Origin of the sequence: Mycobacterium sp. (genome assembly GCF_046095365.1) — a bacterium.
In the GTDB taxonomy this organism is placed as follows: domain Bacteria; phylum Actinomycetota; class Actinomycetes; order Mycobacteriales; family Mycobacteriaceae; genus Mycobacterium.
The window spans coordinates 1-25212 of the sequence record NZ_JBJTJF010000160.1 but is presented as its reverse complement, the minus strand read 5'-3'; the positions used below and the strand labels follow the sequence as shown (position 1 = coordinate 25212).

Annotated in this window: 19 protein-coding genes; 3 read left to right on the top strand and 16 right to left on the bottom strand. The window is 69.7% G+C overall.

All coding sequences use genetic code 11. The features are described 5' to 3' along the window. Window positions 1-2: 2 nt before the first annotated feature. From pks2 to mutA, 5 genes are all read right to left on the bottom strand, one after another. A complete protein-coding gene (pks2, locus tag ACKOQ4_RS12170) occupies window positions 3-6245 on the bottom strand; it encodes a sulfolipid-1 biosynthesis phthioceranic/hydroxyphthioceranic acid synthase (protein ID WP_526292134.1) in 6243 nt (2080 codons plus the stop codon). 1033 nt (window positions 6246-7278) lie between these two features. After that, window positions 7279-8550: an esterase/beta-lactamase LipL gene (gene lipL, locus ACKOQ4_RS12165; RefSeq protein WP_526292132.1), complete on the bottom strand. Its 1272-nt coding sequence runs from the start codon at window positions 8548-8550 to the stop codon at window positions 7279-7281. A 53-nt stretch (window positions 8551-8603) separates the two neighbouring features. After that, window positions 8604-9614, bottom strand: a complete 1011-nt coding sequence (meaB, locus tag ACKOQ4_RS12160) for a methylmalonyl Co-A mutase-associated GTPase MeaB (RefSeq protein ID WP_526292130.1) — start codon at window positions 9612-9614, stop codon at window positions 8604-8606. Continuing rightward, window positions 9614-11869: a methylmalonyl-CoA mutase gene (gene scpA / locus ACKOQ4_RS12155; RefSeq protein ID WP_526292128.1), complete on the bottom strand. Its 2256-nt coding sequence runs from the start codon at window positions 11867-11869 to the stop codon at window positions 9614-9616. Before scpA ends, meaB begins: the two co-directional genes overlap by 1 nt. A 2-nt stretch (window positions 11870-11871) precedes the next feature. Then, entirely contained in the window at window positions 11872-13752 is a 1881-nt protein-coding gene (gene mutA, locus ACKOQ4_RS12150; RefSeq protein ID WP_526292126.1) for a methylmalonyl-CoA mutase small subunit, read from the bottom strand. Between the two features lie 101 nt (window positions 13753-13853). Between mutA and ACKOQ4_RS12145 the strand changes: the two genes are divergently transcribed. Continuing rightward, the gene (locus ACKOQ4_RS12145) at window positions 13854-14582 is read left to right on the top strand and encodes a TVP38/TMEM64 family protein (RefSeq protein WP_526292124.1); all 729 of its coding nucleotides are present in this window, start codon (window positions 13854-13856) and stop codon (window positions 14580-14582) included. Here ACKOQ4_RS12145 and ACKOQ4_RS12140 read toward each other — a convergent pair. Beyond that, on the bottom strand, window positions 14563-14931 hold the full coding sequence (locus tag ACKOQ4_RS12140; RefSeq protein ID WP_526292122.1) for a hemophore-related protein: 369 nt from the start codon (window positions 14929-14931) through the stop codon (window positions 14563-14565). The two genes, ACKOQ4_RS12145 and ACKOQ4_RS12140, sit on opposite strands and share 20 nt — an antisense overlap. Before the next feature lie 88 nt (window positions 14932-15019). Here ACKOQ4_RS12140 and ACKOQ4_RS12135 point away from each other — a divergent pair, with 88 nt between their 5' ends. Further along, on the top strand, window positions 15020-15295 hold the full coding sequence (locus ACKOQ4_RS12135) for a hypothetical protein (RefSeq protein ID WP_526292120.1): 276 nt from the start codon (window positions 15020-15022) through the stop codon (window positions 15293-15295). Window positions 15296-15300: 5 nt separating this feature from the next. Here the strand turns inward: ACKOQ4_RS12135 and ACKOQ4_RS12130 are convergent, their stop codons facing one another. Both ACKOQ4_RS12130 and ACKOQ4_RS12125 read right to left on the bottom strand, forming a co-directional pair. Then, on the bottom strand, window positions 15301-16479 hold the full coding sequence (locus ACKOQ4_RS12130) for an SPFH domain-containing protein (protein WP_526292118.1): 1179 nt from the start codon (window positions 16477-16479) through the stop codon (window positions 15301-15303). 14 nt (window positions 16480-16493) lie between these two features. Then, entirely contained in the window at window positions 16494-16925 is a 432-nt protein-coding gene (locus ACKOQ4_RS12125) for an NfeD family protein (RefSeq protein WP_526292116.1), read from the bottom strand. A gap of 61 nt (window positions 16926-16986) precedes the next feature. Here ACKOQ4_RS12125 and ACKOQ4_RS12120 point away from each other — a divergent pair, with 61 nt between their 5' ends. After that, window positions 16987-17826, top strand: coding sequence for an Rv1486c family protein (locus ACKOQ4_RS12120; protein WP_526292114.1), 840 nt, complete (start codon window positions 16987-16989; stop codon window positions 17824-17826). Here ACKOQ4_RS12120 and ACKOQ4_RS12115 read toward each other — a convergent pair. The 8 genes from ACKOQ4_RS12115 to ACKOQ4_RS12080 form a co-directional block, all read right to left on the bottom strand. Next, a complete protein-coding gene (locus tag ACKOQ4_RS12115) occupies window positions 17823-18872 on the bottom strand; it encodes a ferrochelatase (RefSeq protein WP_526292112.1) in 1050 nt (349 codons plus the stop codon). The two genes, ACKOQ4_RS12120 and ACKOQ4_RS12115, sit on opposite strands and share 4 nt — an antisense overlap. A 6-nt stretch (window positions 18873-18878) precedes the next feature. Further along, the gene (gene inhA, locus ACKOQ4_RS12110) at window positions 18879-19688 is read right to left on the bottom strand and encodes an NADH-dependent enoyl-ACP reductase InhA (RefSeq protein WP_526292110.1); all 810 of its coding nucleotides are present in this window, start codon (window positions 19686-19688) and stop codon (window positions 18879-18881) included. A gap of 14 nt (window positions 19689-19702) precedes the next feature. Beyond that, window positions 19703-20443 carry a 3-oxoacyl-ACP reductase FabG1 gene (gene fabG1, locus ACKOQ4_RS12105; protein ID WP_526292108.1) on the bottom strand — a complete coding sequence of 247 codons (741 nt, stop codon included), beginning with the start codon at window positions 20441-20443 and terminating at the stop codon, window positions 19703-19705. 119 nt (window positions 20444-20562) lie between these two features. Beyond that, a complete protein-coding gene (locus ACKOQ4_RS12100; RefSeq protein WP_526292106.1) occupies window positions 20563-21582 on the bottom strand; it encodes a vWA domain-containing protein in 1020 nt (339 codons plus the stop codon). A gap of 13 nt (window positions 21583-21595) precedes the next feature. Beyond that, complete coding sequence (locus ACKOQ4_RS12095) at window positions 21596-22540, bottom strand: DUF58 domain-containing protein (RefSeq protein ID WP_526292104.1); 945 nt, start codon at window positions 22538-22540, stop codon at window positions 21596-21598. After that, the gene (gene moxR1 / locus ACKOQ4_RS12090; protein WP_526292102.1) at window positions 22537-23679 is read right to left on the bottom strand and encodes a chaperone MoxR1; all 1143 of its coding nucleotides are present in this window, start codon (window positions 23677-23679) and stop codon (window positions 22537-22539) included. The genes ACKOQ4_RS12095 and moxR1 overlap by 4 nt, the downstream gene beginning before the upstream one ends. 144 nt (window positions 23680-23823) lie before the next feature. Continuing rightward, the gene (ripB, locus tag ACKOQ4_RS12085) at window positions 23824-24465 is read right to left on the bottom strand and encodes an NlpC/P60 family peptidoglycan endopeptidase RipB (protein WP_526292154.1); all 642 of its coding nucleotides are present in this window, start codon (window positions 24463-24465) and stop codon (window positions 23824-23826) included. A gap of 68 nt (window positions 24466-24533) precedes the next feature. Next, a partial coding sequence (locus tag ACKOQ4_RS12080) for an NlpC/P60 family protein (protein ID WP_526292100.1) occupies window positions 24534-25212 on the bottom strand: 679 nt, incomplete at its 5' end.

The following is a 25212-nucleotide window of genomic DNA, read 5'->3' as shown; positions in this document are numbered from 1 at the left end:
AGTCAGAGCGTTCCGGCCAGCGTCTCACACAGGCCGTCGGCCAGGGCGCGGGCGGTGGTGATGTCCATCGACCTGACCCGGACCCCGGTCTCGGTCTCCAGCCGGGTGCGCAACTCGAGGTTGCCCAGTGAGTCCAGTCCGTACTCGGAGATCGGCCGGTCGGGGTCGACCTGCCTGCGCAGGATCAGGCTGATCTGCTCGGTCACCAGCCGGCGCACCCTGGTGGGCCACTCCGACCGGGCCAGGGTCTTCAGCTCGGTGAGCACACCACCGGCTGCGCCGGAGGAGGAAGCCGTGCCCGCGAAGGCCTCGGCGAACGGACTGCGCCGAGCCAAGTTGGTCAGCCAGGGCGAGCCGGTGACCGGCACGTAGCCGGTGAGCGCCCGGTCGTGCCTCAGCAACGCCTCGAACGCGCGGGCGCCGTCCTCGGGGTCGATCATCGTGGTGTCGCCGGACGCGGCCAGGTGCCGGCCCGCGCCGATCTCGTCCCACGCCGCCCAGGCCACCGCATTCGCGGGCAGGCCCTGGGCCCGGCGCCACTGGGTGAACCCGTCGAGCCAGCTGTTGGCCGCCGCGTACGCGCCCTGGCCGGGCGAACCCAGCAGAGCGGCCGCCGAGGAGAACGAGCAGAACCAGTCCAGCGGCTGGGTTGTGGTGGCGTGGTGCAGATGCCAAGCCCCGTACACCTTGGGCGCCCAGTCCCGCTGCACGAGGTCGTCGGTGATGTTGGACAGCATCGCGTCCTCGACCACGGCGGCCGCGTGCAACACGCCACGCACCGGCAGGCCGGTCGCCGTGGCCTCGGCCACCAACCGGTCGACGGTCTCCGCATCGGCGATATCGCCGGTGACGACCTCGACCTCGGTTCCCGCCGCACGCATCCGCGCAATCTCCTCACAGGCAGCCGGTTTGGGCTCCGACCGGGAGTTCAGGATGATCCGGCCGGCGCCGGCCGCCGACATCTTGCCGGCCAGGAACAGGCCCAGCCCGCCCAGACCGCCGGTGACGACGTAAGCGCCGTCGCCGCGGAACACCGTCGCCTGCTCTGGGGGAACCACCACCGTGCTGTGACCGGTCCGCGGAACGGACAGGATCAGCTTGCCGGTGTGTTCGGCCTCGCTCATCGTCCAGATCGCGGTGGCCGCTTCGGCCAGCGGGTAGTGCGTGGTCTCCGGCCGCGGCAGCGCCCCCTCCGCGGTGAGCCGGTAGACCGTCTCGAGCAGTTCGCCGACCTGAGCCGGGTGCGTCGAGCACATCAGCTCGAGGTCGACACCGTAGAAGGACAGGTTGCGACGGAACGGGAAGAGTCCCATCCGGCTGTCCTCGTAGATGTCCTTCTTGCCGATCTCGACGAACCGGCCGCCGGAGGCGAGCAACTCGATCCCGGCCCGCTGAGCGGCGCCGGTCAGGGAGTTCAGCACGATGTCGACGCCGTAGCCGTCGGTGTCGTGTCTGATCTGATCGGCGAAGTCCAGACTCCGCGAGTCGTAGACGTGCCGGATTCCCATGCGCCCCAGCAGGTCGCGCCGTTCCTCGGTGCCCGCCGTGGCGTAGATCTCGGCACCTGCCAGGCGCGCGACGGCGATCGCGGCCTGACCCACCCCACCGGTCGCGGAGTGGATCAGAACCTTGTCGCCGGTCTTGATCCGGGCCAGTTCCTGCAGGCCGTACCAAGCCGTCGCGGCGGCGGTCGACACCGCCGCGGCCTGGTCGTCGCGCAAACCGGCCGGCAGCGACACGGCAAGGTCGGCGTCACAGGTCACGAACGTTCCCCAGCATCCGTTCGGCGACATCCCGCCGACCCGGTCGCCGACCTTGTGGCCGGTCACCTCGGGGCCGACCGCGGTGACGACGCCGGCGAAGTCCAGGCCGAGGCTGCGTGTGCCGTCCTCGCCCGGGTAGCGCCCCATCGCGACCAGTACATCGGAGAAATTGAGGCTAGACGCGGTGACCGCCACCTCGATCTGGCCGGGTCCCGGAGTCAGCCGCTCGACCGCGGTCAGCTCCAGGGTCTCCAGGTCACCGGGTGACCGGATCTCCAGTCGCATGCCATCGCGGTCATGGCTGACCACGGTGCTGTGGCGCTCTTCCGGACGCAGCGGGCTCGGCTCGAGGTGAGCGGTGTACCAGTCGTCGTTGCGGAACGCGGTCTCGTCCTGCGGGCAGTCGAGCAGCAACTGGTGGGCCACCGACTTACCGCAGGTGGCGTCGTCGACGTCGACCAGCGTGGGCCTCAGGTGCGGGTGCTCGGCACCGATCACCCGGACCAGGCCACGCAGGCCGGCCTGCTCGAGGTTGGGCCGCTCGTCGGCCAGAACCGGCTGCGCGCCGCGGGTCAGAACGTACAGCCGCGGAGGCTCGACCTCGGCGCCGGCCAATTCCCGGGTGATTCGCACCAGGTGACTGACATGGTCCGCCCCGCGCTGAGCCAGGTGTTCGGCCGCGACTCCATTGCGTGGCGCGGCGACGACGACGATGTTGCCGAAGGCGCCCTCGCCCAGATAGGAGGCCAGTCGCCCGGCGTTCGCCGCGTGGTCGGACACCTGCGGCCACGACATCGTGGTCACATCGGCGTGACTGAGCTTGAGCGCATCGGTGAGCTCGGAGGCCAGGAAGTCACTGGAATCCGAGGTGCTGATCAGCAGGTAGGTGCCTGCATTGACGGTCTCGCTGAGTTCGGGCAGCTGTTGCAGGCGCCACCGGACGGACATCAGCCGTTCGGCGAGCACCCGATCACTCTGGGACACAACGGTTCCCAGCGACAGTCCCTCAACCTCGAGCAGGAACGCCCCGTTCTCGTCGAGCACGTGCAGGTCGGCCTCAACTCCCGAGGCGTCCGCTGAGACGACCCGGGTCAGGCAGTAGCGGGCCTTGGCCGCCGGCCCATAGGCGCGGATCCGGCGCGCGCCCAGTGGCAGCAACGGGCCACCGATGGCGGCACTCTGCACGCCGGGATGGGCGGCGACCGACTGGAAGCAGGTGTCGAGGGTCACCGGGTGAACGCCGTACGCGCTCTGCTCGCCGCGGATCGCGCTGGGCAGGCTGATCTCGGCGAGCACGGTGCCGTCTTCGGCTGCGTTGACCTCGCGCAGACCCGTGAACGCCGGTCCGTGCTCAACTCCGCGGGCCTGATACCACTGGCGGATCTCGCCGCCGTCGGCGCGGAGCGGATGGCCGGCCAGCAGGACGTCGAGGTCATAGCCGGAGCGCTCGTCGCCGGAGTCAAACGTGCTCAGCACCGCACTCGCCCGGCGCCGGCGGCGGCCGTCGTCATCGGTTTCGACCAGGAAGTCGAGAGTGCCGGGCGCGTGCACGGAAGCCGTTGCGGTCAGCGATGTTTCGCTCTCCAGCGACATGGTCTCGCAACGCAGGTCGCGAATCTCGACAGCATCGCCCAGAGTGGTGCGGGCGGCAGCGAGGGCCATCTCACAGAAGGCGGCAGCCGGCACGGCCGGAGTGGAGTCCATCCGGTAGTCGGCAAGCCACGGCAGCGTGGCGGTGCCGATCCGCGCCTGCCAGACGTGGCGCACGGGCTCCTCGAGCAGACGCACGTGCGAGCCGAGCAGCGGATGGGCCGCGACGAGGTGCACGCCGGCACCCTCGGAGACCGGCCGGGGTTTGAGAACGAGATCGCGGTGGGTCCAGGTCGGCAGCGGAGCGTCGACCAGTCGGCCCGGGGTGCGTCCCGCGGTGAAGTCCACGGCCGCCCCGGCGGCGTAGAGATCGGCGACGAGATCGGCCAGGCCGTGCGGCATGTCCTGCTCGCGGCGCATGGCGGCGACGGCGGCCACCGGGACCTCCATGACGGACGCGACCTGGTCGATGGCACGGACCAGCAGCGGATGCGGGGACAGTTCGGCGAACACCCGGAAACCGTCCTCCAGCGCCGTCTGCACCGCCGCGGAGAACCGGACGGTGTGCCGGAGGTTCTCCACCCAGTAGTCGGCGTCGCAGTGGGGCTGTTCACGCGGATCGAACCGGGTCGCCGAGTAGTACGGCACGTGCGGCGTCTGCGGGGTGATGCCGGCGAGCTTTTCCGCCAACTCGTCGCAGACCGGCTCGACGTGCGGGGAGTGCGAGGCGACCTCGACGGCCACCTCACGGGCCATGACGTCACGCTGCTCCCACTCGGCGACAAGGTCGCGAACGGTCTGCGGCGTGCCCCCGATCACCGTGGACGTCGGAGATGCGATCACCGCGACCACGACGTCCTCGATGCCCTGGCGGTCCAGTTCCTCCCGGACCTGCTGGGACGGCAATTCGACGGCGGCCATCGCGCCGCCGCCGGTCAGGCGCCGGCACAACAGCGAGCGATGGCAGATGACCTTGACGCCGTCGGCCAGCGACAGCGCGCCGGCGACGACGGCGGCGGCGGCCTCGCCCATGGAGTGCCCGATGACCGCACCCGGGCGCACGCCGCGGCTCTTCATCGCCTCGGCCATCGCGACCTGCATGGCAAATATGGTCGGCTGGATCCGCTCGATCCCGCTGACCGTTTCCGGGGCCAGCAGTGCCTCGGTCACCGAGAAGCCCGACAGCTCGGCGATCAGCGGCTCGATCTCGGCGATAGCGGCAGCGAAGGCCGGTTCGCCGGTGAGCAGCGCAGCGCCCATCGACGCCCACTGCGAACCCTGACCGGAGAACACCCAGACCGGCCCGCGATCGTCGTGGCCCACGGCCGCCTGATAGGCGCTGTCCCCCTCGGCGATGGCCTCGAGCTGCTCGATGAGCTCGGCCCTGGTGCACGCCACGGCCGCCGCCCTCACCGGGCGGAAGCCGCGCCGGCAACCCAGCGTGTAGGCAAGGTCGGACAGCCCGACGCCGTCGCCGGAGTCCTTCACCCAGTCGGCCACCCGCTGCGAACTCCGTCGCAGCTCCTGGGGCGACGTCGAGGAGATCGGGAACACCAGCAGACCGGCGGCGCCGGCCGCGGTCTCACCAGCGTCGGCGACGGTGCCCTGCGGGGCCTGCTCGATGATCGCGTGGGCGTTGGTACCGGACATGCCGTAGGACGACACCGCCGCCCTTCGCGGGCCGTCAACCGGCCATGCGCATGCCTCGGTCGGAACGAACAGGTTCGACCCGACAGCCGCCATCCGATCCGGCAACTGGTGGAAGTGCAGGTTCTGCGGGATCACACCGTGGTGAACCGACAGCGCCGCCTTCATCAGGCCGAGCACGCCGGCCGCGGATTCGGCGTGGCCGAGGTTGCTCTTCACCGAGGTGAGCGCACAGCGTCCGTCGGTGCCGTAGACGGTGGAGACGCTGGCGTACTCGATGCCGTCGCCCACCGGCGTGCCGGTGCCGTGCGCTTCAACCATGCCCACCGTCGCCGCGTCGACTCCCGCTGCTGCCAGCGCCGATCGGTAGACGGCGACCTGGGCGTCTTTGGACGGGGTCAGGATGTTCCGGGTGCGGCCGTCCTGGTTCGACGCCGTGCCCTTGATGACGGCCAGGATGCGATCCCCATCGCGCTGCGCGTCCTCGAGGCGCTTGAGCAGAACGATGCCGCAGGCCTCGGCCCGGACGAACCCGTCGGCAGCGACGTCGAAGGAATGGCAGCGGCCGGTCGGCGAGAGCATCCCCTGGCCGGACGCCGAGGAGTGGTTGTAGGGATGCAGGATGAGCATGATCCCGCCGGCCAGTGCCATGTCGCTCTCGCCCTGGTGCAGGCTGCGGCAGGCCTGGTGCACCGCGATCAGGCTGGAGGAGCAGGCGGTGTCGGTGGTCAGCGACGGCCCCAGCAGACCCATCGAATGGGAGATACGCCCGGAGGCCATGCTGAACGGCGTGCCGGTATAGGCGTAGGCCTGGTCGAAGGCGCCGGCCTCGCCGGTGACGGTCACGTAGTCGTCGTGCGACATTCCGAGGAACACCCCGGTGGCCGTGCCCGACATGGAGGCCGGGGTCATTCCGGCATGCTCGACCGCCTCCCAGCCGACCTCCATCAACATCCGATGCTGCGGATCGATGGCGGTCGCCTCGCGCTCGCTTATCCCGAAGAACTCCGGGTCGAAACCCGTGACGTCGTCGATGAAGGCGCCCCACTTGGAGACCGACCGGCCCGGGACACCCTTCTCCGGGTCGTAGTACTGCTCGGCGTCCCATCGGTCGGCCGGCACCTCGGTGACGAGGTCCTCGGCGTTGAGCAGCGATTCCCACAGCTTGCGGGGCGAGTCGATGCCGCCCGGAAGCCGGCACGCCATACCAACGATCGCGATCGGGGTAACAGACGGTCCGGACACTTGGTGCACACCTCGGTTCTCGTAATGCGGGGGCAGTTTGTTTCACGCCGCACCGTCGTCTTGTGAGCCGCGGTGGCAGGCCCGGAGTGGGCGCCGCTCGTCTCAAAGTTGCCAGTGCGTTCCTAAGCATATGCTGATAAGGGTCAGAAAAGCCAGTTTGAGTTTGATCACACGCAAGCTACAAAGTTCGAAATTCAGCCCACGCGAAGATCAACCCCCCGGTCGCCCCATCGGTTAGCTGGGTAGAGCACCGCGGAGCCCCCCGCAGCCTCCTTCTCTGCCCCCGGCAAGGATCAGTGCGACCGGCATACCTGCATTACAGAGGGTTTTTAACGATCCGGGACGCTTTGCCGGACCACGGCCGGCGGCCCCCCGAAACGCGTCCGCTTCGATGTTGCCGTCGGAATATTCCCGAAAATAGCGTAACTTTTGTCTCTTACTCATCTCAGCAAACATCAAAAAATAACTCGAATCCCCGGACCGATTCATCTCGGTAAATGTCGCCATCAGGCCGCCGGCCGCCCCCCCGAGAGGTAGCGGCCGACATCTCAGAGTCTGCCGATGAGAAGCGCACCTGAGAATAGGCGTTACGTTGCCAGTCCGACTCCGGCCAGCTTTGACCAGCCAGCTCGCAACTTCGGTCAGGTAGCTGGCAAACAAGCTGAGATTTTGCTGAGACACCTGAGGAGAAGCCAAGAATGTTTCATCCCGGAGTTCTGGGGCGTCATTTGTCCAGTGTCTTTTGCCTCGTCCGGAAAGCCTCGCAGCCACCGAAGCAAACGTCGCCTGAGAGAATCTCGGGCAACTATTCATAAAAGCGCGACTTTGCGCCCAAAAAAGCGCCCGGCAGCCCCGAGTGCGCCATCAACGCACGCGGTGCCCACAAAAGGAATCGGCCCGTACCGTTTTGCTGGGTGTTAGCCAGATCACCCCTATTCAGGTGCTTGATCCGGCGTGTCGCGATCAGCTCAGGGCTGAAAACGAGCTCCCGGAGGCCCCGATTCGGGCCCGGCAGACCCGGCCGGGGCCGCTGCTAACCGGCTGCCGCGCTTGCGCACGACGAGCCGAAACCGGCTCCGAACCGACCCACCGGCGCGCAACCATGCTTGCGCGCGGCGGCCGCACCCAGCCGGACCAGCGCCGCGGTCCCCACGAAACCGGCCTGGTCGGAGACGATGAACGGCGTCAAAAGCCGGTTGTGCACGAGCGCGAACGCCAGCCCCTCCTCCGGGATGGCCCAGCCGAACGACCCGCACAGCCCGACGTGCCCGAATCCGGGCAGCACGCCCGGGACGGCAAGCCCGTGGAATCCGAGGTGGAACGCCAGCGGCACGATCAGGTTGCGGTCCGGCTTGATGGTGCGGCGGCCGGTGAGCATGGCGACCCGCTCGGATGACAGGTAGCGCTGACCGTCGATGACGCCGCCGTTGGCGATCGCCCCGTACATCCGGGCGAGTCCGCGGGCCGTGATCACCCCGTTGGCCGACGGAAGTTCGGTGTCGAGCAGTGGAATGTCGCGCTGGACAACGGATTTGGCGCCAGGAAAGTACATGGAGCCGAACGCCGCGGACAGCTCGAAGCCGGCGACTGCGGGCGCCAGCGCGTTGAACACCGGGTTGGGGACGTTCAGCTGGGACCCGATGAACCGGGCGACCTGCGTCGGGGCGCCGGCCGGCGGACGTCCGAGGTGGATGCCGTCGGTGTCGAGCGGCTTGGCCACCTCGGTGCGCATCAGCGAGCGCATACCGGACCCGGTGACCGCCCGCGCCAGCCCGGAGAGCAGCCATCCATAGGTGAGGGCGTGGTAGGCCGATTTGCCGAAGTGACGTCCCACCGGTGCCGCGGCGATGCGCGCCTCCATGTGCCGGTGGTCGAGCAGTTCGCGCTTGCGCACCCCGCGCAGGTGCGACAGGCCGGCCCGGTGGCGCATCACCTCCCGCACGGTGATCTGCGATTTTCCGTTGGCGCTGAACTCCGGCCAGTATTCGGCCACCGGGGCGTCGTAGTCGATCAGGCCACGGTCGGCCAGCCGGTGGATGACCGTCGAGGCCACCCCCTTGGTCGCCGAGAAGACCATCGGCGCGGTGTCGGCGGTCCAGTGCCGCCGTCCCCGCCGGTCGGCGAAGCCGGTCCACACATCCACCACCGGCCGGCCGTCGAGGTACACCGACAGCGCACCGCCGCCTAACCGGGGATGGGGAAACAACGCGGCGAACCCGCGCACCGCGCAGGCGAAGCTCGCATCGGCCGCGCCCTGCACGCCGTGCGGCAGGTCGAGAGTGTTACCGGCCGTGGCCTGGATCACATAGCCAAACTACATTCTTCGCGGCTCCGGGCGCCGGGATCGTTGTTGAAACGTTAACTACCCGCGGCGTGGAGGATGGCCTGGGCGGCGAGGGCGGGGGTGAGCTCACCGTCGCGCACCCGCCGTTCCACGTCGGCTCGGATCGCCCTGACCCCCGGGCTGGTCAGCACCCGGTCGAGCACCGCGTCGCGGACCATTGCCCACGTCCAGTCCACCTGCTGGGCGCGCCGTCTGGCGTCGAACTCGCCGGCTGCAGTCAGGATGTCCCGGTGCCGCAGCACGGTCCGCCACAGTTCCTCCAGTCCTGCTCCCTCCAGCGCGCTCATGGTCAGCACCGGCGGGCGCCAGAGCGTTTCGGCCGGGTGGATCAGCCTGATGGCGGCGGCCAGTTCCCGGGCCGCCGCCTGCGCCTCGACGGCGTGGGCGCCGTCAGCCTTGTTGACCACCACCACATCGGCCAGTTCGAGCACTCCCTTCTTGATGCCCTGAAGCTGGTCACCGGTACGGGCGAGGGTGAGGAACACGAAGGTGTCGACCATGTTGGACACCGCGACCTCGGACTGCCCCACTCCCACCGTCTCCACCAGGATCACGTCGAATCCCGCCGCCTCCAGCAGCACGATCGTCTCCCGGGTCGCCCTGGCCACCCCGCCGAGCGTTCCCGAGGTCGGCGACGGGCGGATGTAGGCGTCGGGGTGAACCGCCAGTCTCGCCATCCGGGTTTTGTCGCCGAGGATGGATCCGCCGGTGCGGGTCGACGACGGGTCGACCGCGAGAACCGCGACTCGGTGGCCGTGTTCGATGAGATACATGCCGAGCGCCTCGATGGCCGTCGACTTACCCACACCGGGAACCCCGGTGATACCCACGTGCAGCGCCGAACCGGCACTGTGCATCAGGGTCATCAGCAGTCGCTGCGCCTGCTCACGATGATCGGCGCGGGTCGACTCCACCAGCGTGATCGCCCGTGCCAGGGCGGAACGATCGCCGCCGCGGACCGCCTCTGCCAGCGCCGGGATGTCGTTGCCTCCCGGCAACTCTGGGCCCGCCTCCTCGGAGTTCATCAGCTCAGCGTGTAACCGAGCCGATCGGCGAGCTTGTGCATCAGGCTGACCGCCGCCTCGGCGATGACCGTGCCGGGCGGATAGATGGCCGCTGCGCCTGCTGAGTAGAGCTCGTCGAAGTCGCCGGGGGGGATCACCCCGCCGACGACGATCATGATGTCCGGACGCCCGACCTCGGCCAGCGCGTCGCGCAGCGCCGGGACCAGGGTCAGATGGCCGGCCGCCAGCGAGGACACCCCGACCACGTGGACATCGTTGTCGGCGGCCTGCCGGGCGACCTCCTGCGGAGTGGAGAACAGTGAGCCGACGTCGACGTCGAACCCGATGTCGGCGAAGGCGGTGGCGATCACCTTCTGTCCCCGGTCGTGTCCGTCCTGGCCCATCTTTGCCACCAGGATGCGGGGCCGGCGGCCGTCGGCCTCGGCGAACTTCTCCACCAGTCGGGTGGCCTCCGTTAATCCAGTGATGCTGCCTCCTGCACGCACTTCGTCGCGGTACACCCCGGAGATCGTCCGGATCTCGGCCTGGTGCCGACCGTAGACCTTCTCCAGCGCGTCGGATATCTCGCCGACGGTGGCTTTGGCGCGGGCTGCCTCGATGGCCAGGGCCATCAGATTGTTTCCCAGCCCGTCCGGGCCGGCGCGGCCCTGCGTCCCGGCGGCGCGGGTCAGGTCGGCCAGCGCCGCGGTGACGGCGGCCTCGTCCCGTTCGGAGCGCAACTGACCCAACTTCGCCAGTTGCTCGGCGCGCACCCGGCTGTTGTCGACCTTGAGCACGTCGATGTCGGGATCGTCGTCCACCAGATACTTGTTGACCCCGATGACCGGCTGCTGGCCGGAGTCGATGCGGGCCTGGGTCCGCGCGGCCGCCTCCTCGATACGAAGCTTCGGGATGCCGTCACTGATGGCCTGCGCCATTCCCCCGCGCTCGGTGACCTCCGCGATGTGCGCGCGGGCCCGATGCGCCAGTTCGTGGGTCAGCCACTCCAGGTAGTACGAGCCGCCCCACGGGTCGATCGGCCGGGTCGTGCCGGACTCCTGCGCAAGCAGCAACTGGGTGTTGCGTGCGATGCGCGCGGAGAAGTCCGTGGGCAGTGCGAGCGCCTCGTCGAGGGCGTTGGTGTGCAGGGACTGGGTATGGCCCTGGGTGGCGGCCATCGCTTCGATACAGGTGCGTGCGACGTTGTTGAACGGGTCCTGGGCGGTCAGCGACCAGCCGGAGGTCTGCGAATGCGTCCGCAGCGACAGCGATTTCGCGCGCGTGGCGCCGAACCCGGCGACCAGCTCACTCCACAGCAGGCGGCCGGCCCGCAGTTTGGCCACCTCCATGAAGAAGTTCATCCCGATGCCCCAGAAGAAGGAAAGCCGGGGAGCGAAGGTGTCGATGTCCAGTCCGGCGGCGAGGCCCGCCTTGATGTAGTCCACCCCGTCGGCCAGGGTGTAGGCCAGCTCGAGATCCGCTGTGGCGCCTGCTTCTTGGATGTGATAGCCGGAGATCGAGATGGAGTTGAATTTCGGCATCTTCGCGCTGGTGTAACCGAAGATGTCGGAGATGATCCGCATGGAGGGCTTGGGCGGATAGATGTAGGTGTTGCGGACCATGAACTCTTTGAGGATGTCGTTCTGGATGGTTCCGGCCAGCTTCTCCGGCGCCACGCCCTGCTCCTCGGCGGCAACCACGTACAGCGCCAGGATCGGCAGTACCGCGCCGTTCATGGTCATCGACACCGACACCGCCCCCAGGTCGATGCCGTCGAAGAGTTGCCGCATGTCCAGGATCGAGTCGATCGCCACCCCCGCCATGCCGACGTCGCCCTGCACCCGCGGGTGATCGGAGTCGTAGCCGCGGTGGGTGGCCAGGTCGAAGGCGACCGACAGGCCCTTCTGCCCGGCGGCCAGGTTGCGGCGGTAGAAGGCGTTGGAGTCCGCCGCGGTGGAGAAGCCCGCGTACTGGCGGATCGTCCACGGCTGGTTGACGTACATCGTCGGATACGGCCCGCGGATGAACGGCGGCTCGCCGGGGAACGAGTCCAGCGGGTAGCCGGCCGCCACCGCCGCGTCCCGGTCGGCTCCGATGTAGACCGGTTTGACGAGGATGCCCTCCGGCGTGATCCAGTCCAGCTGCTCGGGGGCATACCCGTGCGCCGTGGCGGCTGCCTCGACCAGAGCCCTGGCCCCGGCCGCGTCCGGCGCCGGGGCCGGCGCGGAGCCACGAAGTGGAATGCCGGCGAAGCTGGGGACCACCGCGGCCGTCATCGTCAGGCCCCCAACCGGTCCAGCAGGGCCGACAGTGCCTCAACCGCGTCGATACCCGCCGCCAGATGACCGTCCGGGCGGGCTTCGGCGGGCTGGTCGGCGACGGCTTTCCCGGTTCCGGCGAGATAGATCCGACCCACCCCGGCCGCGCGGGCAGCGGTGAGGACTCCGGCGGCTTCGGCGGCGTAACGCGCATCGGTCCCGCAGATCACCGCGACGGCACAGCCGGCGTCGCGCACGGCCTCCGCGAGCCCGTCCGGCCGGACGGTCCCCGGATCGACCGCCTCGATACCACCGGCCGCCAGCAGGTTGGCCGCGAACGTGGTTCGGATGTTGTTCTCGGCCAACGGCCCCAGCGGCAGCAGCAGGACCCTGGGCCGGCACCCCGTCCGGTGCAGGTGCGCGTCGGATCGGTCGCGCAGCGCTTCGAAGTCCGCCGCGTATCGGCGCACCTCCGGTGTCGGCGAACCCGACTGCGGCAGCGCCGCTTCAGCGAGATTCGGGAATTCGTTCACCCCGGTGATCGCGATGCGCCGGTGGGCGATGTCGTCGGCGCGACGGGTGGCGACGGCGTCGATGCGACCGATGAGGTAATCGAGGGCCTGCCGGTACCCCCCACGCGCCTCGACGTCCTGGAAATGCGACCAGGCCTGTGCGGCAAGGGTTTCGGTGAGATCCTCGACGTACCACGAGCCGGCCGCCGGATCGCGGACCCGCCCGATGTGGGACTCTTCGAGCAGTAGCAGTTGGGTATTGCGCGCGATCCGGCGGGCGAATCCGGCTGCAGAACCGGGCAGCCCGCCGGGGATTGCCGTGTCGAAAGCCAGAACCTCGACAGTGTCGGCGCCACCCACTCCGGCGCCGAAGGCCGCGACCGTCGTGCGCAGCATGTTCACCCAGGGGTCCCGCTGGGTCATCATCGGCCTCGAGGTGACCGCGTGCAGCCGGGCCGCTCCGCTGCCTGGGTGACCCAGCACCTCGGCAACCCGGCCCCAGAGTTGCCGGGCGGCGCGGAATTTGGCGATCGTCATGAACTGGTCGTCATCGGCGGCCAGCCGGAAGCTGATCTGCCCCAGCGCCTCCGGGACGCCGATGCCGCCGGCGGTGAGCAGCCTGAGGTACTCGGTGGCTGCCGCGAGCACGCCGGCCAGCTCCCAGCTCGCGCCGGCGCCGCGGTTGTGGAAGGCCGGGCCGTCCACGGTGATAGCCCGGATTCCCGGCTTTCCGCCGATCGCGGAAGCGACCCGGACCACCTCGTCGAGCGCGGCTGCGGGCCGCCCGCTGATCGCGGCGGTCAGCGGGTCCGCGCCGAGGTCGATCGACATCCGCGCACGGCGGGCGTCATCGGCCCCGGCCACCAGCCCCGTGACGGCCGCGGCGGCGGCTGTGAACTGCGCACCGGCATCCAGCAGCACCGGGGCCAGTTCCAGGTAGACGCCCTCCAGCCAGCGGTCCAGTTCGCCGGCCGCGATTCCCGTGCCTCCCACCCGCAGCACCAGCGCGCTCACCCCGTTGACCAGTGCGTCGAGTATCGCCGCGTTGCCCTCGGCCGGGTCGTTGTCCGAGCCCGGGGCGGGGAACTCCTCGGCGACCTTCCAGCCGGCCAGCACGTCGCGGTCGCGGTCGGCGCCCCGGACGAACGGCCACTCCCCCGGCAGCGGTGCCTCCCGCAGCGCGTCGAGTGCGGTGTAGAGCGCCCGCACCGGGAAGTCCTCGTAGGTGGGTGAGTCGAGCAGCCGCTCAGGTTCGGCGCCCTCCGGGACGTCCCGCCGGCTCTTCGCCAGCACCTCGGCGACCGCGGTGCGCCACCGGGCGCGGGCCTGCCGCAAGGCCTCCAGGTGCACGGCGTCGGCCTGGACGGCTTCCACCTCGACTGGGGACACCGGCAGCTCCTGTTGTCGCGCGGCGCCGTCGCCGCCTGCCCCTCAGGCTAAATCAGCCTGCCCTCCGGGACCGCAGCGGGCAGGCCGTAACCTTGGCAGGCATGCCGAGCATCAAGCGCGGCGGTAGCGTGGCGCGCAGCGTGGGGTCGGCGATGGCCGCGACCGCCCGGCAGGTGAGCCGCACCCGGATGCTGCTGACCGCGATCGTCCTCGCGGCACTCGTGGCCGTTGCGCTGCTGGTCCCGCTGCCCTCCGCGATCCAGTTGCGGGACTGGGCCACGAACCTGGGTCCCTGGTTTCCGCTGGCCTTCCTCGGAGCCCACGTCATCGTCACCGTGCTGCCGTTTCCCCGGACCGCCTTCACGCTGTCGGCCGGCCTGCTGTTCGGGCCGCTGTTGGGGGTGGGGCTCGCCGTGACGGCCAGCACGCTCAGCGCGATGCTGGCCCTCTATCTGATCCGGGTGCTGGGCTGGCAGATCAGCGGACTGGTCAGCCATCCGGGCATCGACGCCCTCGACGCCCGGCTGCAGGCCCGGGGCTGGCCGGCGGTGCTGTCGCTGAGACTGATTCCGGCCGTACCGTTCTCGGTGCTCAACTACGCCGCCGGGGCATCCGGGGTCCGGGCGGTTCCCTACCTGTGGGCGACGGTGGCCGGCCTGGTGCCGGGAACGGCGGCGGTGGTCGTTCTCGGCGACGCCATGACCGGCAACGTCAGTCCGCTACTGGTGCTGGTCTCGCTGTGCACTGCCGCCATGGGCATCGCCGGGTTGGTCTACGAGGCGCGACGCTACCGGCGCGAACCGGTCGGGATCAGAGCACCCCGCGGATGAGGTTGTTGGTCGGGATGTTGCACCTCGCGCGCAGATCGAACACCGGCCCCCGAATGCCGTTGATGTCGGCTTGCACCTGGGGGTTGGCGGCCAGGTAGGCCCGAGTCCTGCTGGTCGCCTCGGCCTTCGGCAGGCCCTGGAAGCTGCTCAACGAGTCGTTGACGTCGGGGTGGCTGAACAGGTACGCGGTGAGCCCCGCGGCGACCCCCGACTCGACCGCGGTGATATCGGCCACTGTGCACCCCGGCGCGGGTGCGGCCGCGACGGTGCCCGCGCCGGCGATCAGCACGGCGCCGGCGCCGAGGGCGGCGAGCGTGATGCGCCGGGCAAGCAGGGCTGAAGCTGTCATGTGGGTGCTCCTGGGTCTCGACGGCAGGCGGGCTTGCGGATCCAGCGGTTACGATATCGCAAGAAACCCGACGACGAAGGACACCCTGATGCAGAAGCGACACCCGCTGGTTCTCCTCGCTGCGGCAGCCGGAGCCGTCGCGGCTCTGCTGACCGCGCCCCTGGCCGCGGCCGACGAGGACGGCGGCGGCGGCCCCAGCAACCCGCTGATGCCGGGGTGCGAGGTGACCGGGGGCAGTGACGCAACCGGCGGGCAGATGACCGACTGCGCGAGCCCGGGCGATTCCGAGCTGCGCGCCACCCCGAACGACCTCGGGGTCATGGGCGCCATGGAGGACGAGCCGATGTGGGGAGTCGGCTGGTAGCGCGCCTAACCGCCCGCCGGCGGGATCTCGACCGCCCCTGGTATCTCCACCGCGGGAATCGACACCTGACCGACAGCCGGCAGCGACGAGCGCGCCTCGGACTCGGCATCCGCCACCGCGGCGGCCACCGCGGGATCGCTGCGCGTGGTGAACCAGTCCGCAACCTCGTCTGAATCATCCGGGGGCGCAGCCGAACTCGAGTCCATCGGCGAGGGCTCGTAGCGGAAAACCCCGTCCACGCCGGGCACGCCGAGCAGCCTGGTGAAGCCCTGCAGCGCCGACCCGAAATCGCTGGGTACCACCCACACCTTGTTGGCCTCGCCGGCCGCCATCTTCGGCAGCGTCTGCAGATACTGGTAGGCCAGCAGCTCAGGGGTGGGCCGCGCGGCCTTGATCGCCGCGAACGTCTTCTCGATCGCCTTCGCCTGACCCTGGGCCTGCAAGTAGGACGCCGCCCGTTCGCCCTGAGCGCGCAGGATGCGCGACTGCCGCTCGGCCTCGGCGGCCAGGATCGCCGCCTGTTTGGCCCCCTCGGCGGCCAGGATCTGCGCCTGTTTGGCCCCCTCGGCCTGTTTGATCGAGGCCTCCCGGGTGCCCTCGGCGGTGAGGATCATCGCCCGCTTCTCCCGGTCGGCGCGCATCTGCTTTTCCATCGAGTCCTGGATCGAGGGCGGCGGGTCGATGCTGCGCAGCTCGACGCGGGCGACCCGAAGCCCCCAGCGGTTGGTGGCCTCGTCGAGCACCCCGCGCAACTGGGCGTTGATCTGGTCGCGGCTGGTCAGCGTCTGCTCCAGCGTCATCCCGCCGACGACGTTGCGCAGTGTGGTGGTGGTCAGCTGTTCGACGCCGACGATGTAGTTGTTGATCTGGTACACCGCGGCCTGGGGGTTGGTGACCTGGAAGTAGACCACCGTGTCGATGTTGACGGTGAGGTTGTCCTCGGTGATCACCGGCTGCGGCGGGAAGGACACCACGCGTTCGCGCAGATCGACCCGGGCGCGGATCCTGTCGATGAACGGGATCAGCAGCGTCAGCTGCCCGGAGACGGTCTTGCTGTACCGGCCGAGGCGCTCGACCACGGCGGCCTCGGCCTGCGGGATCAGGGCCACCGACTTGGCGACGATGACCACCGCGAAGATCACCAGCACCGCCAGCAGCACCAGCCCTGCGGTCGCACCCTCCATGTCGGTTCCTCCCTCTACCGGTCGCCCCAGACCACCGCGGTCGCGCCGTCGATGTGCGCGACGGTCACCCGGTCGCCGGGCTCGTAGACGTCGTCGTCGTTCAGCGGACGGGCCGTCCAGACCTCGCCGTCCAGCTTGACCTGTCCCTCATCCCGGCCCACCCGGCTCAGCACCACCGCCTGCCTGCCCTCCAGCGCCCTGGCCGGCTCCGGCAGTCCCTTGCCGGCGGACAGCCGCCGCCTCGCCGCCGGACGCACCAGGCCCAGCAGAAGCACCGAAACCACCAGGAAAACCGCACCGCCGGCCCACACCGGCAGGCCCAGCAAGCTGAATCCGGCGGCAGCAAGGGCTCCCCCGCTGAGCATCAGCAGGGACATGTCCCCGGTGAGGGCTTCGGCGGCCGCGAGGCCGACGGCGAACACCAGCCAGATCAGCGGTGCAGACACGTTTCCACCCTACGCGCGAAGCCGACCCGGGGGCTGACGAGCTACTACACTCACCTGCACTATGTGGTGCCCGAGTGTCTCGCTGTCGGTGTGGGCCAACGCCTGGCTGGCCGGTCAGGCGGCGCCCGATGACGTCCTCGACGCACTGAGCGCCTGGGCGCCAACGCATTCGGTGACCGCCTATGACGCGGTGGCGGCCGGCCGCACCGGTCTGCCGTGGCCGGACATCGACGACGCAGGAACGATGTCGCTGCTGCAGACGGTGCGCACCGCGAGCACGCCGCGCGGCGGCGGATGGCCACGCCGCCCGGCTGTCACACTCGCGCTCCCGGTTCCCGGCGACGTCCGGGGCCTGCCGGTCGGGTCCCAGTTCCAGACCGACGCCCTCGAGGCCGGCGAGGCGGTACTGGTCAGCGCCGAGGACGGATCGGCGATCGGCCTTGTGCCCACCGCGGAGTCCGGCGACGAGGACCCCTTATCGCCGCAGACATCCCTGCTGTGGTCGGTCTACTCGCTGCAGGGGCTGCCGAGCGGAGACCATATCGATCTCGGCGAGGCCGAGTATGCGCTCCGATCGGCTGTCCGGTCGGCGGCGGAGACACTCGACGGTCTGAAACTGGTTGCCGGACAGGATGATCCACGCGGTCTCGTGGAGGAAGTACTGCAGGCCAATTGCCATCACCAGATCCCCGATCATGCACCCGCGCGGGCTGTCCGGGTGCTCTCGACCGCCGCGCACGTCGACGCGATCATCACCGTCAGCTCCGACGTGGCGCCGATCGCCACCCAGAGCGCGTCGCAGGCGCACATCGCCGACGCGGCCCTGCGTCCGCTGTCGGCCGTGGTGCGGGCCGCCCGGTCGGCGGCGGTCGGCGCGATCCTGCAGTCGGCCTGGCACTAGCGACCGGCGGCAGCCGCGCTGGCCTCGCAGTCGGCGGTGCAGAAGCTGCCGTTGACGCTGGATCCGTATCCCGGGACCGGGTCCTGGCCGGCTACCCTGGCGGGCTCCCGGCCGTCTCGCACCTCGTCGAGCAGGTCGAGGGCCAACCGCGCGAAACGCGGCTCGGCATTCGGCGTCGTGGCCCGCGCCAGCGCGACACCGAGTCCGGCCGCCTGCTCGGCCAGTTCGCCGTCCAGGTCCCAGATGACCTCGATATGGTCGGCGACGAAGCCGACCGGGCAGACGATCACCGCCCTGACACCACCGGCGGCAAGCTCCGAGAGATGATCGCCCACATCAGGTTCCAGCCAAGGCACCTGGGGCGGCCCGGATCGCGACTGCCACACGACGTCGTAGTCGGGATAACCGGCGGCGTCGGCGATCAGACTCGAGGCATAGCCCACCTGGCGGGGGTAGAGGCCCGGCCCGCAGCGGTCGACGGCGCGCATCGGTATCGAGTGGGCGGTGAACACCAGACGGGCCTGCGGGCGCACGTCCTCGGGCAGATCGGCCGCCGCCCGGGCGATCGCTCCGGCGAACATGTCGATAAGCAGCGGGTGGTCGAAGTACTGCCGCAGTTTCTGCAACTGAGGGGCTCCGTCGCCGACCGCCGCCCGGGCCCGGGCGATGTCCTCCTGGTACTGGGTGCAGCCGGAGTAGCCGCCCCACGCCGAGGTGCTGAACACCGCCGCACGCCGCACCCCGTCGGCCTTCATCTGGGCGACGGTGTCCTCGATGAACGGATGCCAGTTGCGGTTGCCGAAATAGACCGGCAGCTTCTCGCCTCGGGCGGCGAGTTCGGCCTCGATGGCCCCGATCAGCGACCGGTTGATCGCGTTGATCGGCGAGACCCCGCCGAAGTGCAGGTAGTGCTCGGCCACCGACTCCAGGCGTTCCCGCGGGATGCCCCGGCCGCGAGTCACATTCTCCAGGAAGGGCATCACCTGCTCGGGGCCCTCCGGCCCACCGAAGGACAGCAGCAGCAGCGCGTCGAAGTCGTCACTCATGGGGGGCTAGAAAAGTTGGGTGCTGGCGCCGCCGTCGGCGTAGATCACCGTCCCGGTGGTGGCCGGCAGCCACTCCGACAGCAATGCGCACACCGTCTTGGCGACCGGCGTGGGGTCTTTCATGTCCCAGCCGATCGGCGAGCGCTGGTCCCAGCCCTCCTCCAGCATCTTCATCTCGTCCTTGAACTCGTCGCCGAGCGCCCCGCCCATGATCGCGCTCATGGCCAGGGTCCGGATCGGTCCGGCCGCAACGAGATTGGAGCGCACACCGTACTTGCCGGCCTCCCGCGCGACGAACCGGTTCACCGACTCCAGCGCACTCTTGGCCACCGTCATCCAGTTGTAGGCCGGCATCGCCCGGGTCGGATCGAAATCCATGCCGACGATGCCGCCGCCAGGGTTCATGATCGGCAGGGTCGCCTTGGCCAACGAGGCGTAGGAGAACGCCGAGATCTGGATGCCCTTGGCCACATCCTCGTAGGGAGCGTCGAAGAACGGGTTGATGCCCATCCCGCTGGGGGGCATGTAGCCGATGGAATGCACGACGCCGTCGAGTTTGTTGCCCGCCCCGATCACCTCGGTGATCCGGTCGGCGAGGGTGCCCAGGTGTTCTTCGTTCTGCACGTCGAGTTCCAGCAGAGGCGCTGGGGTGGGTAGCCGGTGACTGATCCGCTCGATCAGCTTCATCCGGCCAAACCCGGTCAGCACCAGTTCGGCACCGGCCTCCTGAGCAACCTTCGCGATGTGGAACGCGATCGAGGAGTCGGTGATGATCCCGGTGACCAGAACGCGCTTGCCTTCGAGAATGCCTGCCATGTCAGTCCTTTCTCCTAGTGGCCCATGCCCATGCCGCCGTCGACCGGGATCACCGCGCCCGCGATGTAACCCGCGTCCTCCGACGCCAGGAAGCTGACCGCGCCGGCAACCTCCTCGGCGGTGCCGATCCGCTTGGCCGGAATGAACTCCAGGGCGCCTTTCTGAACCCGCTCGTCCATCGCGCGGGTCATGTCGGTGTCGATCAGGCCCGGGGCCACCACGTTGGCGGTGACGCCGGCCTTGGACATCTCGCGGGAGATCGAGCGCGCCATGCCGATCAGGCCGGCCTTGGAGGCCGCGTAGTTGGACTGGTTGCCGATGCCCCACATGCCCGAGACCGACCCGACGAAGATCATCCGGCCGAACCGGTTCTTCTGCATGCTGCGGGCGGCGCGCTGCGCCACCCTGAAGGCACCGGTGAGGTTGGCGTCGATGACCTTCTCGAAACGCTCCTCGGTCATCCGGATCATGAAGGCGTCCGCGGTGATGCCGGCGTTGGACACCAGCACCTCGACCGGGCCCTGATGCTGTTCGACCTCGGTGAACGCCCGGTCGACGGCCGCGCTGTCGGTGATGTCGCACTCGACGCCGAACAGGCCCTCCGGCGCGCCGGAGCCGCGGTGGGTGACGGCTACCTTGTGGCCGTCGGCGGCCAGCCGCCGCGCGATCGCCAGGCCGATCCCCCGGTTACCGCCGGTGACCAGCACCGAGCGGGCGACGAACGGAGGTTTGGCGCCTGAGGAGGTCTCGCTCATTCCCGTCAACTTAGTGCCTGCGGTTGGCGGCGCCGACATCTACACCACGGCTGCGAGTGACCCGGATCAACGACCCTGGGGGCGATCTCGGGGGAAATCCCTGGGAAATCCCGGGGAACTCAGCCGGGCAGGCGGCGGTTGATCAGCAGCGCGGCCAGCGCGGCCAGCGCCAGCAGCAGCGAACCGAGCCGAAGCCAGCCCACGCTGGCGTCGCCCTTGACTGTCTCGTAGCCGATCTGGTCCTGCAGCGTGGTGAACACCTCTTTGAGCTGTTCCAGGGTGGAGGCGCTGTAGGCGTTTCCGTCGGAGAGTTCGGCGATCTTCTTCAGCATCGCGTCGTCGACCGGCACCGGCTGGCGCTGGTCGTTGATCTCGACGTAACCGTAGGGGGTGCCGAAGGACACCGTGGAGATCGGCACGCCCTGGTCCTTGGCGGTGCGCGCGGCGGTGAAGGCGCCCTTGGGGTTGTCCGGGTTGGACGGCACGGTCTCCTTGCCGTCGGACATCAGCACGATGCGCCCGGGTGGCTTCTCCTCGTCGTTGCCGCCGGCGCCGCCGATCACCGCGCCGACGGTGGCGATCGCCTGCAGGGCGGTGAAGATCGCCTCGCCGGTGGCCGTGCGGTCTGCGAGTTGGAGCTTGTCCAGGGCGATCTTGGTGGCGTCCCGGTTGGTCGTCGGCGAGACCAGCACCGTGGCGGTGCCCGCGTATCCGATCAGACCCAGGTTGATGCCGGGGGTGAGCTGGTCGGCGAACTGCTTGGCGGCCTCCTGGGCGGCGGCCAGCCGGCTGGGTTCGACGTCGGTGGCGCGCATCGACTGCGACACGTCGATGACGAGCATCACCACCGCCCGGTTACGCGGCACCCGGACTTCGTTGCGGGGCCCGGCCATCGCGATGGTGAACAGCACAAGGGAGCTGATGAGCAGGATCGCGGGCAGGTGCCGCCAGCGCTTGGGACGTTGCGGCGCAACGCTTTCCAGCAGCTCCATGTTGGCGAACCGCAGGATGCGCTTCTGCCGCGCGAGCTGCATGTAGACATACAGCGCCGCCAGTCCGGCGACCAGCAGCAGACCCAGGAAGAACCAGGGATGCGCGAAGTCGGTCAGCGACATCGGGCCCAGTCCGGGCACGCTCATCGCCGGTCCCCGGTCACTGGGCTCCCGCCATCGCCCCGCGGCGCCTGGAGGCCACGAAGCGCACGATGTCGGCGATCCAGTCCCGGTCGGTGCGCAGCGTCATCATCGGCGCGCCGCAGCGGCGCAGGGTGCGGGCCACCTCCTCGCGGTGCGCCGCGGCGGCGCGCGCGAAATCGTCGCGCAGTTGCTCGTCGATGGTGAACTCACGCGTCGCGCCGGTCTCGGTGTCCTGCAGGATCACGTCGCCGACGTCGGGAAGTTCGACGTCCCGCGGGTCGAGCACCTCGATGCCGAGCACCTCGTGCCGGGCGGAGATCGCCCGCAGCGGCCGCATCCAGTTGATCGGCCCGAGGAAGTCGCTGATGATCACCGCCATCCCGCGGCGGCGTTCCGGACGGCGCAGGGCGTCGATCGCGACGGCCAGGTCCCCCCGCACCCCGACCGGCGCCCGCGGCGAGGTCGCGATGGCGCGCAGCAGGGTCTGCTCGTGCTGGCGGCCGGAGCGGGCGGGGACCCGGATGATGTCCTGGCCGTTGGCGATCAGCGCACCGATCCGGTTACCGCCGCCGCTGTTGAGGTAGGTGATCGCCGCGGCCGCGCCGACCGCCAGGTCGCGCTTCTCGCAGCCGGTGGTGCCGAAGTCCAGGCTCGCCGACATGTCCACCACCAGCCAGGTCTCCAGTTCGCGGTCGGCGACCATCTGCCGGACGTGCGGGTGGGTGGTGCGGGCGGTCACCGACCAGTCCATCCGGCGCACGTCGTCACCGGGCTGGTAGAGCCGCGAGTCCCCCGGCTCCGAACCCGGGCCTGGGATCAGGCCCAGGTGATTGCCCTGCAGGACGCCGTCGAGCTTGCGCTTGACGGTGAGCTCGAGCGTGCGCAACGCGGCCGAGAGCTTCGCGTCGCCGATCTCACCGCGGCCGAACGAGGGCGGGTGGACGGTCTCGGACTCGCTCACCGAGCGGGGGCGCCGGCCGAGGGTGAGACGGCAGGCCCTGCGGGTGCTGGGGGTGCCATCGGCGGTACCGCATGTCCTTGCTGGGGAACCGCGTTCACCTGCGGCAGCGCGACCGTCTGCAGAATCCGGCTGATCACGGTGTCGGCCTTGACGTCGTCGGCCAGGGCGTCGTAGGTGAGCACCAGCCGGTGCCGCAGCACGTCGGGGATCACCTCGATGACGTCCTGGGGCACGACGTAGTCGCGGCCGCGGACCAGTGCCAGGGCACGGGCGGCGGCGATGATGCCCAGCGAGGCGCGCGGCGAGGCGCCGTAGGCGATCCAGGCCCGCACGTCGGGCATGCCGAACTGCTCGGGACGGCGGGTGGCCGTGACCACCCGGACCACGTAGTCGACCAGGGCATGGTGGACGAAGTTGTTGGCCGCCACATCCTGCAGCCGCAGCAGGTCCCCGGTCTCGAGCACCTGCTTGGGCTCGGGCGGGGTCACACCCATCCGGTAGATGATCTCGCGCTCCTCCTCCGGGGAGGGGTAGTCGACGTTGATCTTGAACAGGAACCGGTCGCGCTGCGCCTCGGGCAGCGGGTAGACGCCCTCGTTCTCGATGGGGTTCTGGGTGGCCATGACCAGGAACGGCTTGGGCAGCGGGTAGGTCTGGCCGCCGATGGAGATCTTGCGCTCGGCCATCACCTCCAGCAGGGCGGACTGCACCTTGGCCGGGGCGCGGTTGATCTCGTCGGCCAGCAGGAAGTTGACCACCACCGGGCCGAGTTCGATGTCGAACTCCTCGCGGCCCTGCCGGTAGATCCTGGTGCCGATGATGTCGGTGGGCACCAGGTCGGGGGTGAACTGGATGCGCGCGAAGGTGCCGCCGACCACCTTGGCGAAGGTCTCCACGGCCAGCGTCTTGGCCACGCCGGGCACACCCTCGAGCAGCACGTGGCCCTTGGCGAGCAGACCCACCAGGATCCGCTCGACGAGCTGGTCCTGGCCGACGATGATCCGCTTGACCTCGAAAATCGCCCGTTCCAGGGTGTTCACCTCGCCGGCCAGTCCGTTGCCGCCCGAGACAGTGACGGCGGCCGTGCTCGAACCCGCATATCCTCCCGGACCCGCGAGCGACCCACCTGGTGACGTCATCGAATTTCCTCCACAGCTGTTGGCTGGAACGTTCTTACCGGCTACCACTTCCCGACCGGGCGGCCGCGTGTCCCGCCGACAACTATTCCAGGCGATCCGGAATCCGTCGACGTGGGTCTTCGCTGGCGTGCCGGCCGGCCGGGGTCAGGTCTCGATGACGCGGGTCAGGTACGGCGTCATACCCGCGGTGCGGACCGGGCCGACAGTGACCTGACCGGCCGCCGAGGAGGCCTCCATCCTCTGCCCATCGCCCAGGTAGAGCGCGACGTGCTGGCTGCCCCCCGGCCCGTAGAAGATCAGGTCCCCGCGCTTGGCCAGCGATGGCGGGACGTGACGGCCGGCGTTGTACTGGTCCCCGGAGTACTTGGGCAGCAGCACCCCGACGCCGGCGAAGGCGAAGCGGGTGAAACCCGAGCAGTCGTAGCCGATCTTGCCGGCGTCCTGGTCGACGCCCTCGCTGGGGCCGTTGATCGCACCACCGCCCCAGGAATAGGGCACCGACTGCTGGGAGGCGCCGCGGCGGATCACGTATTCGATGGCCTGCGGACCGCCGACCCGCCCGCCGGGCATGGATGTCGGGCTGCCGCCGATCCCGAGACCGGCCAGGAACTTGCGCCCGAGGTCCGATGCGGCCTGGGCGGCCTGCTGGGTGAACGCCAGCGACGCCTGTGCGACGGCAACCGGATCCCCGGGCGCCCCGGCGCTGAGGATCGCCGGCAGGGTCGGATCCCAATCGCCGGCCACCGGGGACGCCCCGGCCGGGGACGCCACCCCCAGTGCCAGCATCAGCGCCGTCAACGCGGCCGCGAGCGCGCGCAGCGGCCGAAACGACCTGGGCGACAGGATCATCAACCTCACCACTCGATGTAGCGGACGACGAAGGGAGTCATGCCGCCGGTGCGCACCGGCGCGACGCGCACGGTGGCTCCGGTGTAGGGCGCCTCCAGCATCTGGTTGTTGCCGAGGTAGATCGCCACGTGCTGGCTGCCGTTGGGGCCGTAGAAGATGACGTCGCCGCGGCGCATCTGCGACGACGGGATCTTGCGGCCCAGCTCGTACTGGGAACCCGAGTAGTGCGGCAGCTTGATGCCGGCGCCGGCGAAGGCGTAGAGCACCAGCCCGGAGCAGTCGAAGCCGACCGTGCCGGCCCCCTCGTCGATACCGCGGCTGGGCCCGGCCGCGTTGCCCCCGCCCCATGAGTAGGGCACCCCGATCTGGGACATCCCCCGCTTGATGACGTATTCGATGGCCTGGTTTCCGTAAACCATCGGGATGCCGCCGCCGTTGGTGATCCCGGAGTCGGTGGGCTTGAGGATGCCCAGCCGCTGCAGGAACTTCTTGCCCAGTCCCTGGGTCACCTGCAGCGAGTTCTGGGCGATCCCCAGGACGGCGTTGATGATCTGGACCGGATCGCCGGACAGGAAAGCGCTGGGAACCGCGGGCAGCGTCAGGTCCCACTCGGCCGGGTCGCCGTAGGGACCCTTGACCGCGGCCGCCGGGCCCGGCCGGGCCCGGCGGTCCCCGGGCGCCACC

Bases quoted from the DNA above. Each gene is read 5' to 3' on its own strand.
- meaB (WP_526292130.1), bottom strand. From the start codon at position 9,614: ATGAACTCCGAGGAGGCGGGCCCAGAGTTGCCGGGAGGCAACGACATC.
- scpA (WP_526292128.1), bottom strand. From the start codon at position 11,869: ATGACGGCCGCGGTGGTCCCCAGCTTCGCCGGCATTCCACTTCGTGGC.
- ACKOQ4_RS12145 (WP_526292124.1), top strand. From the start codon at position 13,854: ATGCCGAGCATCAAGCGCGGCGGTAGCGTGGCGCGCAGCGTGGGGTCG.
- ACKOQ4_RS12140 (WP_526292122.1), bottom strand. From the start codon at position 14,931: ATGACAGCTTCAGCCCTGCTTGCCCGGCGCATCACGCTCGCCGCCCTC.
- ACKOQ4_RS12135 (WP_526292120.1), top strand. From the start codon at position 15,020: ATGCAGAAGCGACACCCGCTGGTTCTCCTCGCTGCGGCAGCCGGAGCC.
- ACKOQ4_RS12130 (WP_526292118.1), bottom strand. From the start codon at position 16,479: ATGGAGGGTGCGACCGCAGGGCTGGTGCTGCTGGCGGTGCTGGTGATC.
- ACKOQ4_RS12120 (WP_526292114.1), top strand. From the start codon at position 16,987: ATGTGGTGCCCGAGTGTCTCGCTGTCGGTGTGGGCCAACGCCTGGCTG.
- ACKOQ4_RS12115 (WP_526292112.1), bottom strand. From the start codon at position 18,872: ATGAGTGACGACTTCGACGCGCTGCTGCTGCTGTCCTTCGGTGGGCCG.
- inhA (WP_526292110.1), bottom strand. From the start codon at position 19,688: ATGGCAGGCATTCTCGAAGGCAAGCGCGTTCTGGTCACCGGGATCATC.
- fabG1 (WP_526292108.1), bottom strand. From the start codon at position 20,443: ATGAGCGAGACCTCCTCAGGCGCCAAACCTCCGTTCGTCGCCCGCTCG.
- ACKOQ4_RS12100 (WP_526292106.1), bottom strand. From the start codon at position 21,582: ATGAGCGTGCCCGGACTGGGCCCGATGTCGCTGACCGACTTCGCGCAT.
- moxR1 (WP_526292102.1), bottom strand. From the start codon at position 23,679: ATGACGTCACCAGGTGGGTCGCTCGCGGGTCCGGGAGGATATGCGGGT.
- ripB (WP_526292154.1), bottom strand. From the start codon at position 24,465: ATGCTGGCACTGGGGGTGGCGTCCCCGGCCGGGGCGTCCCCGGTGGCC.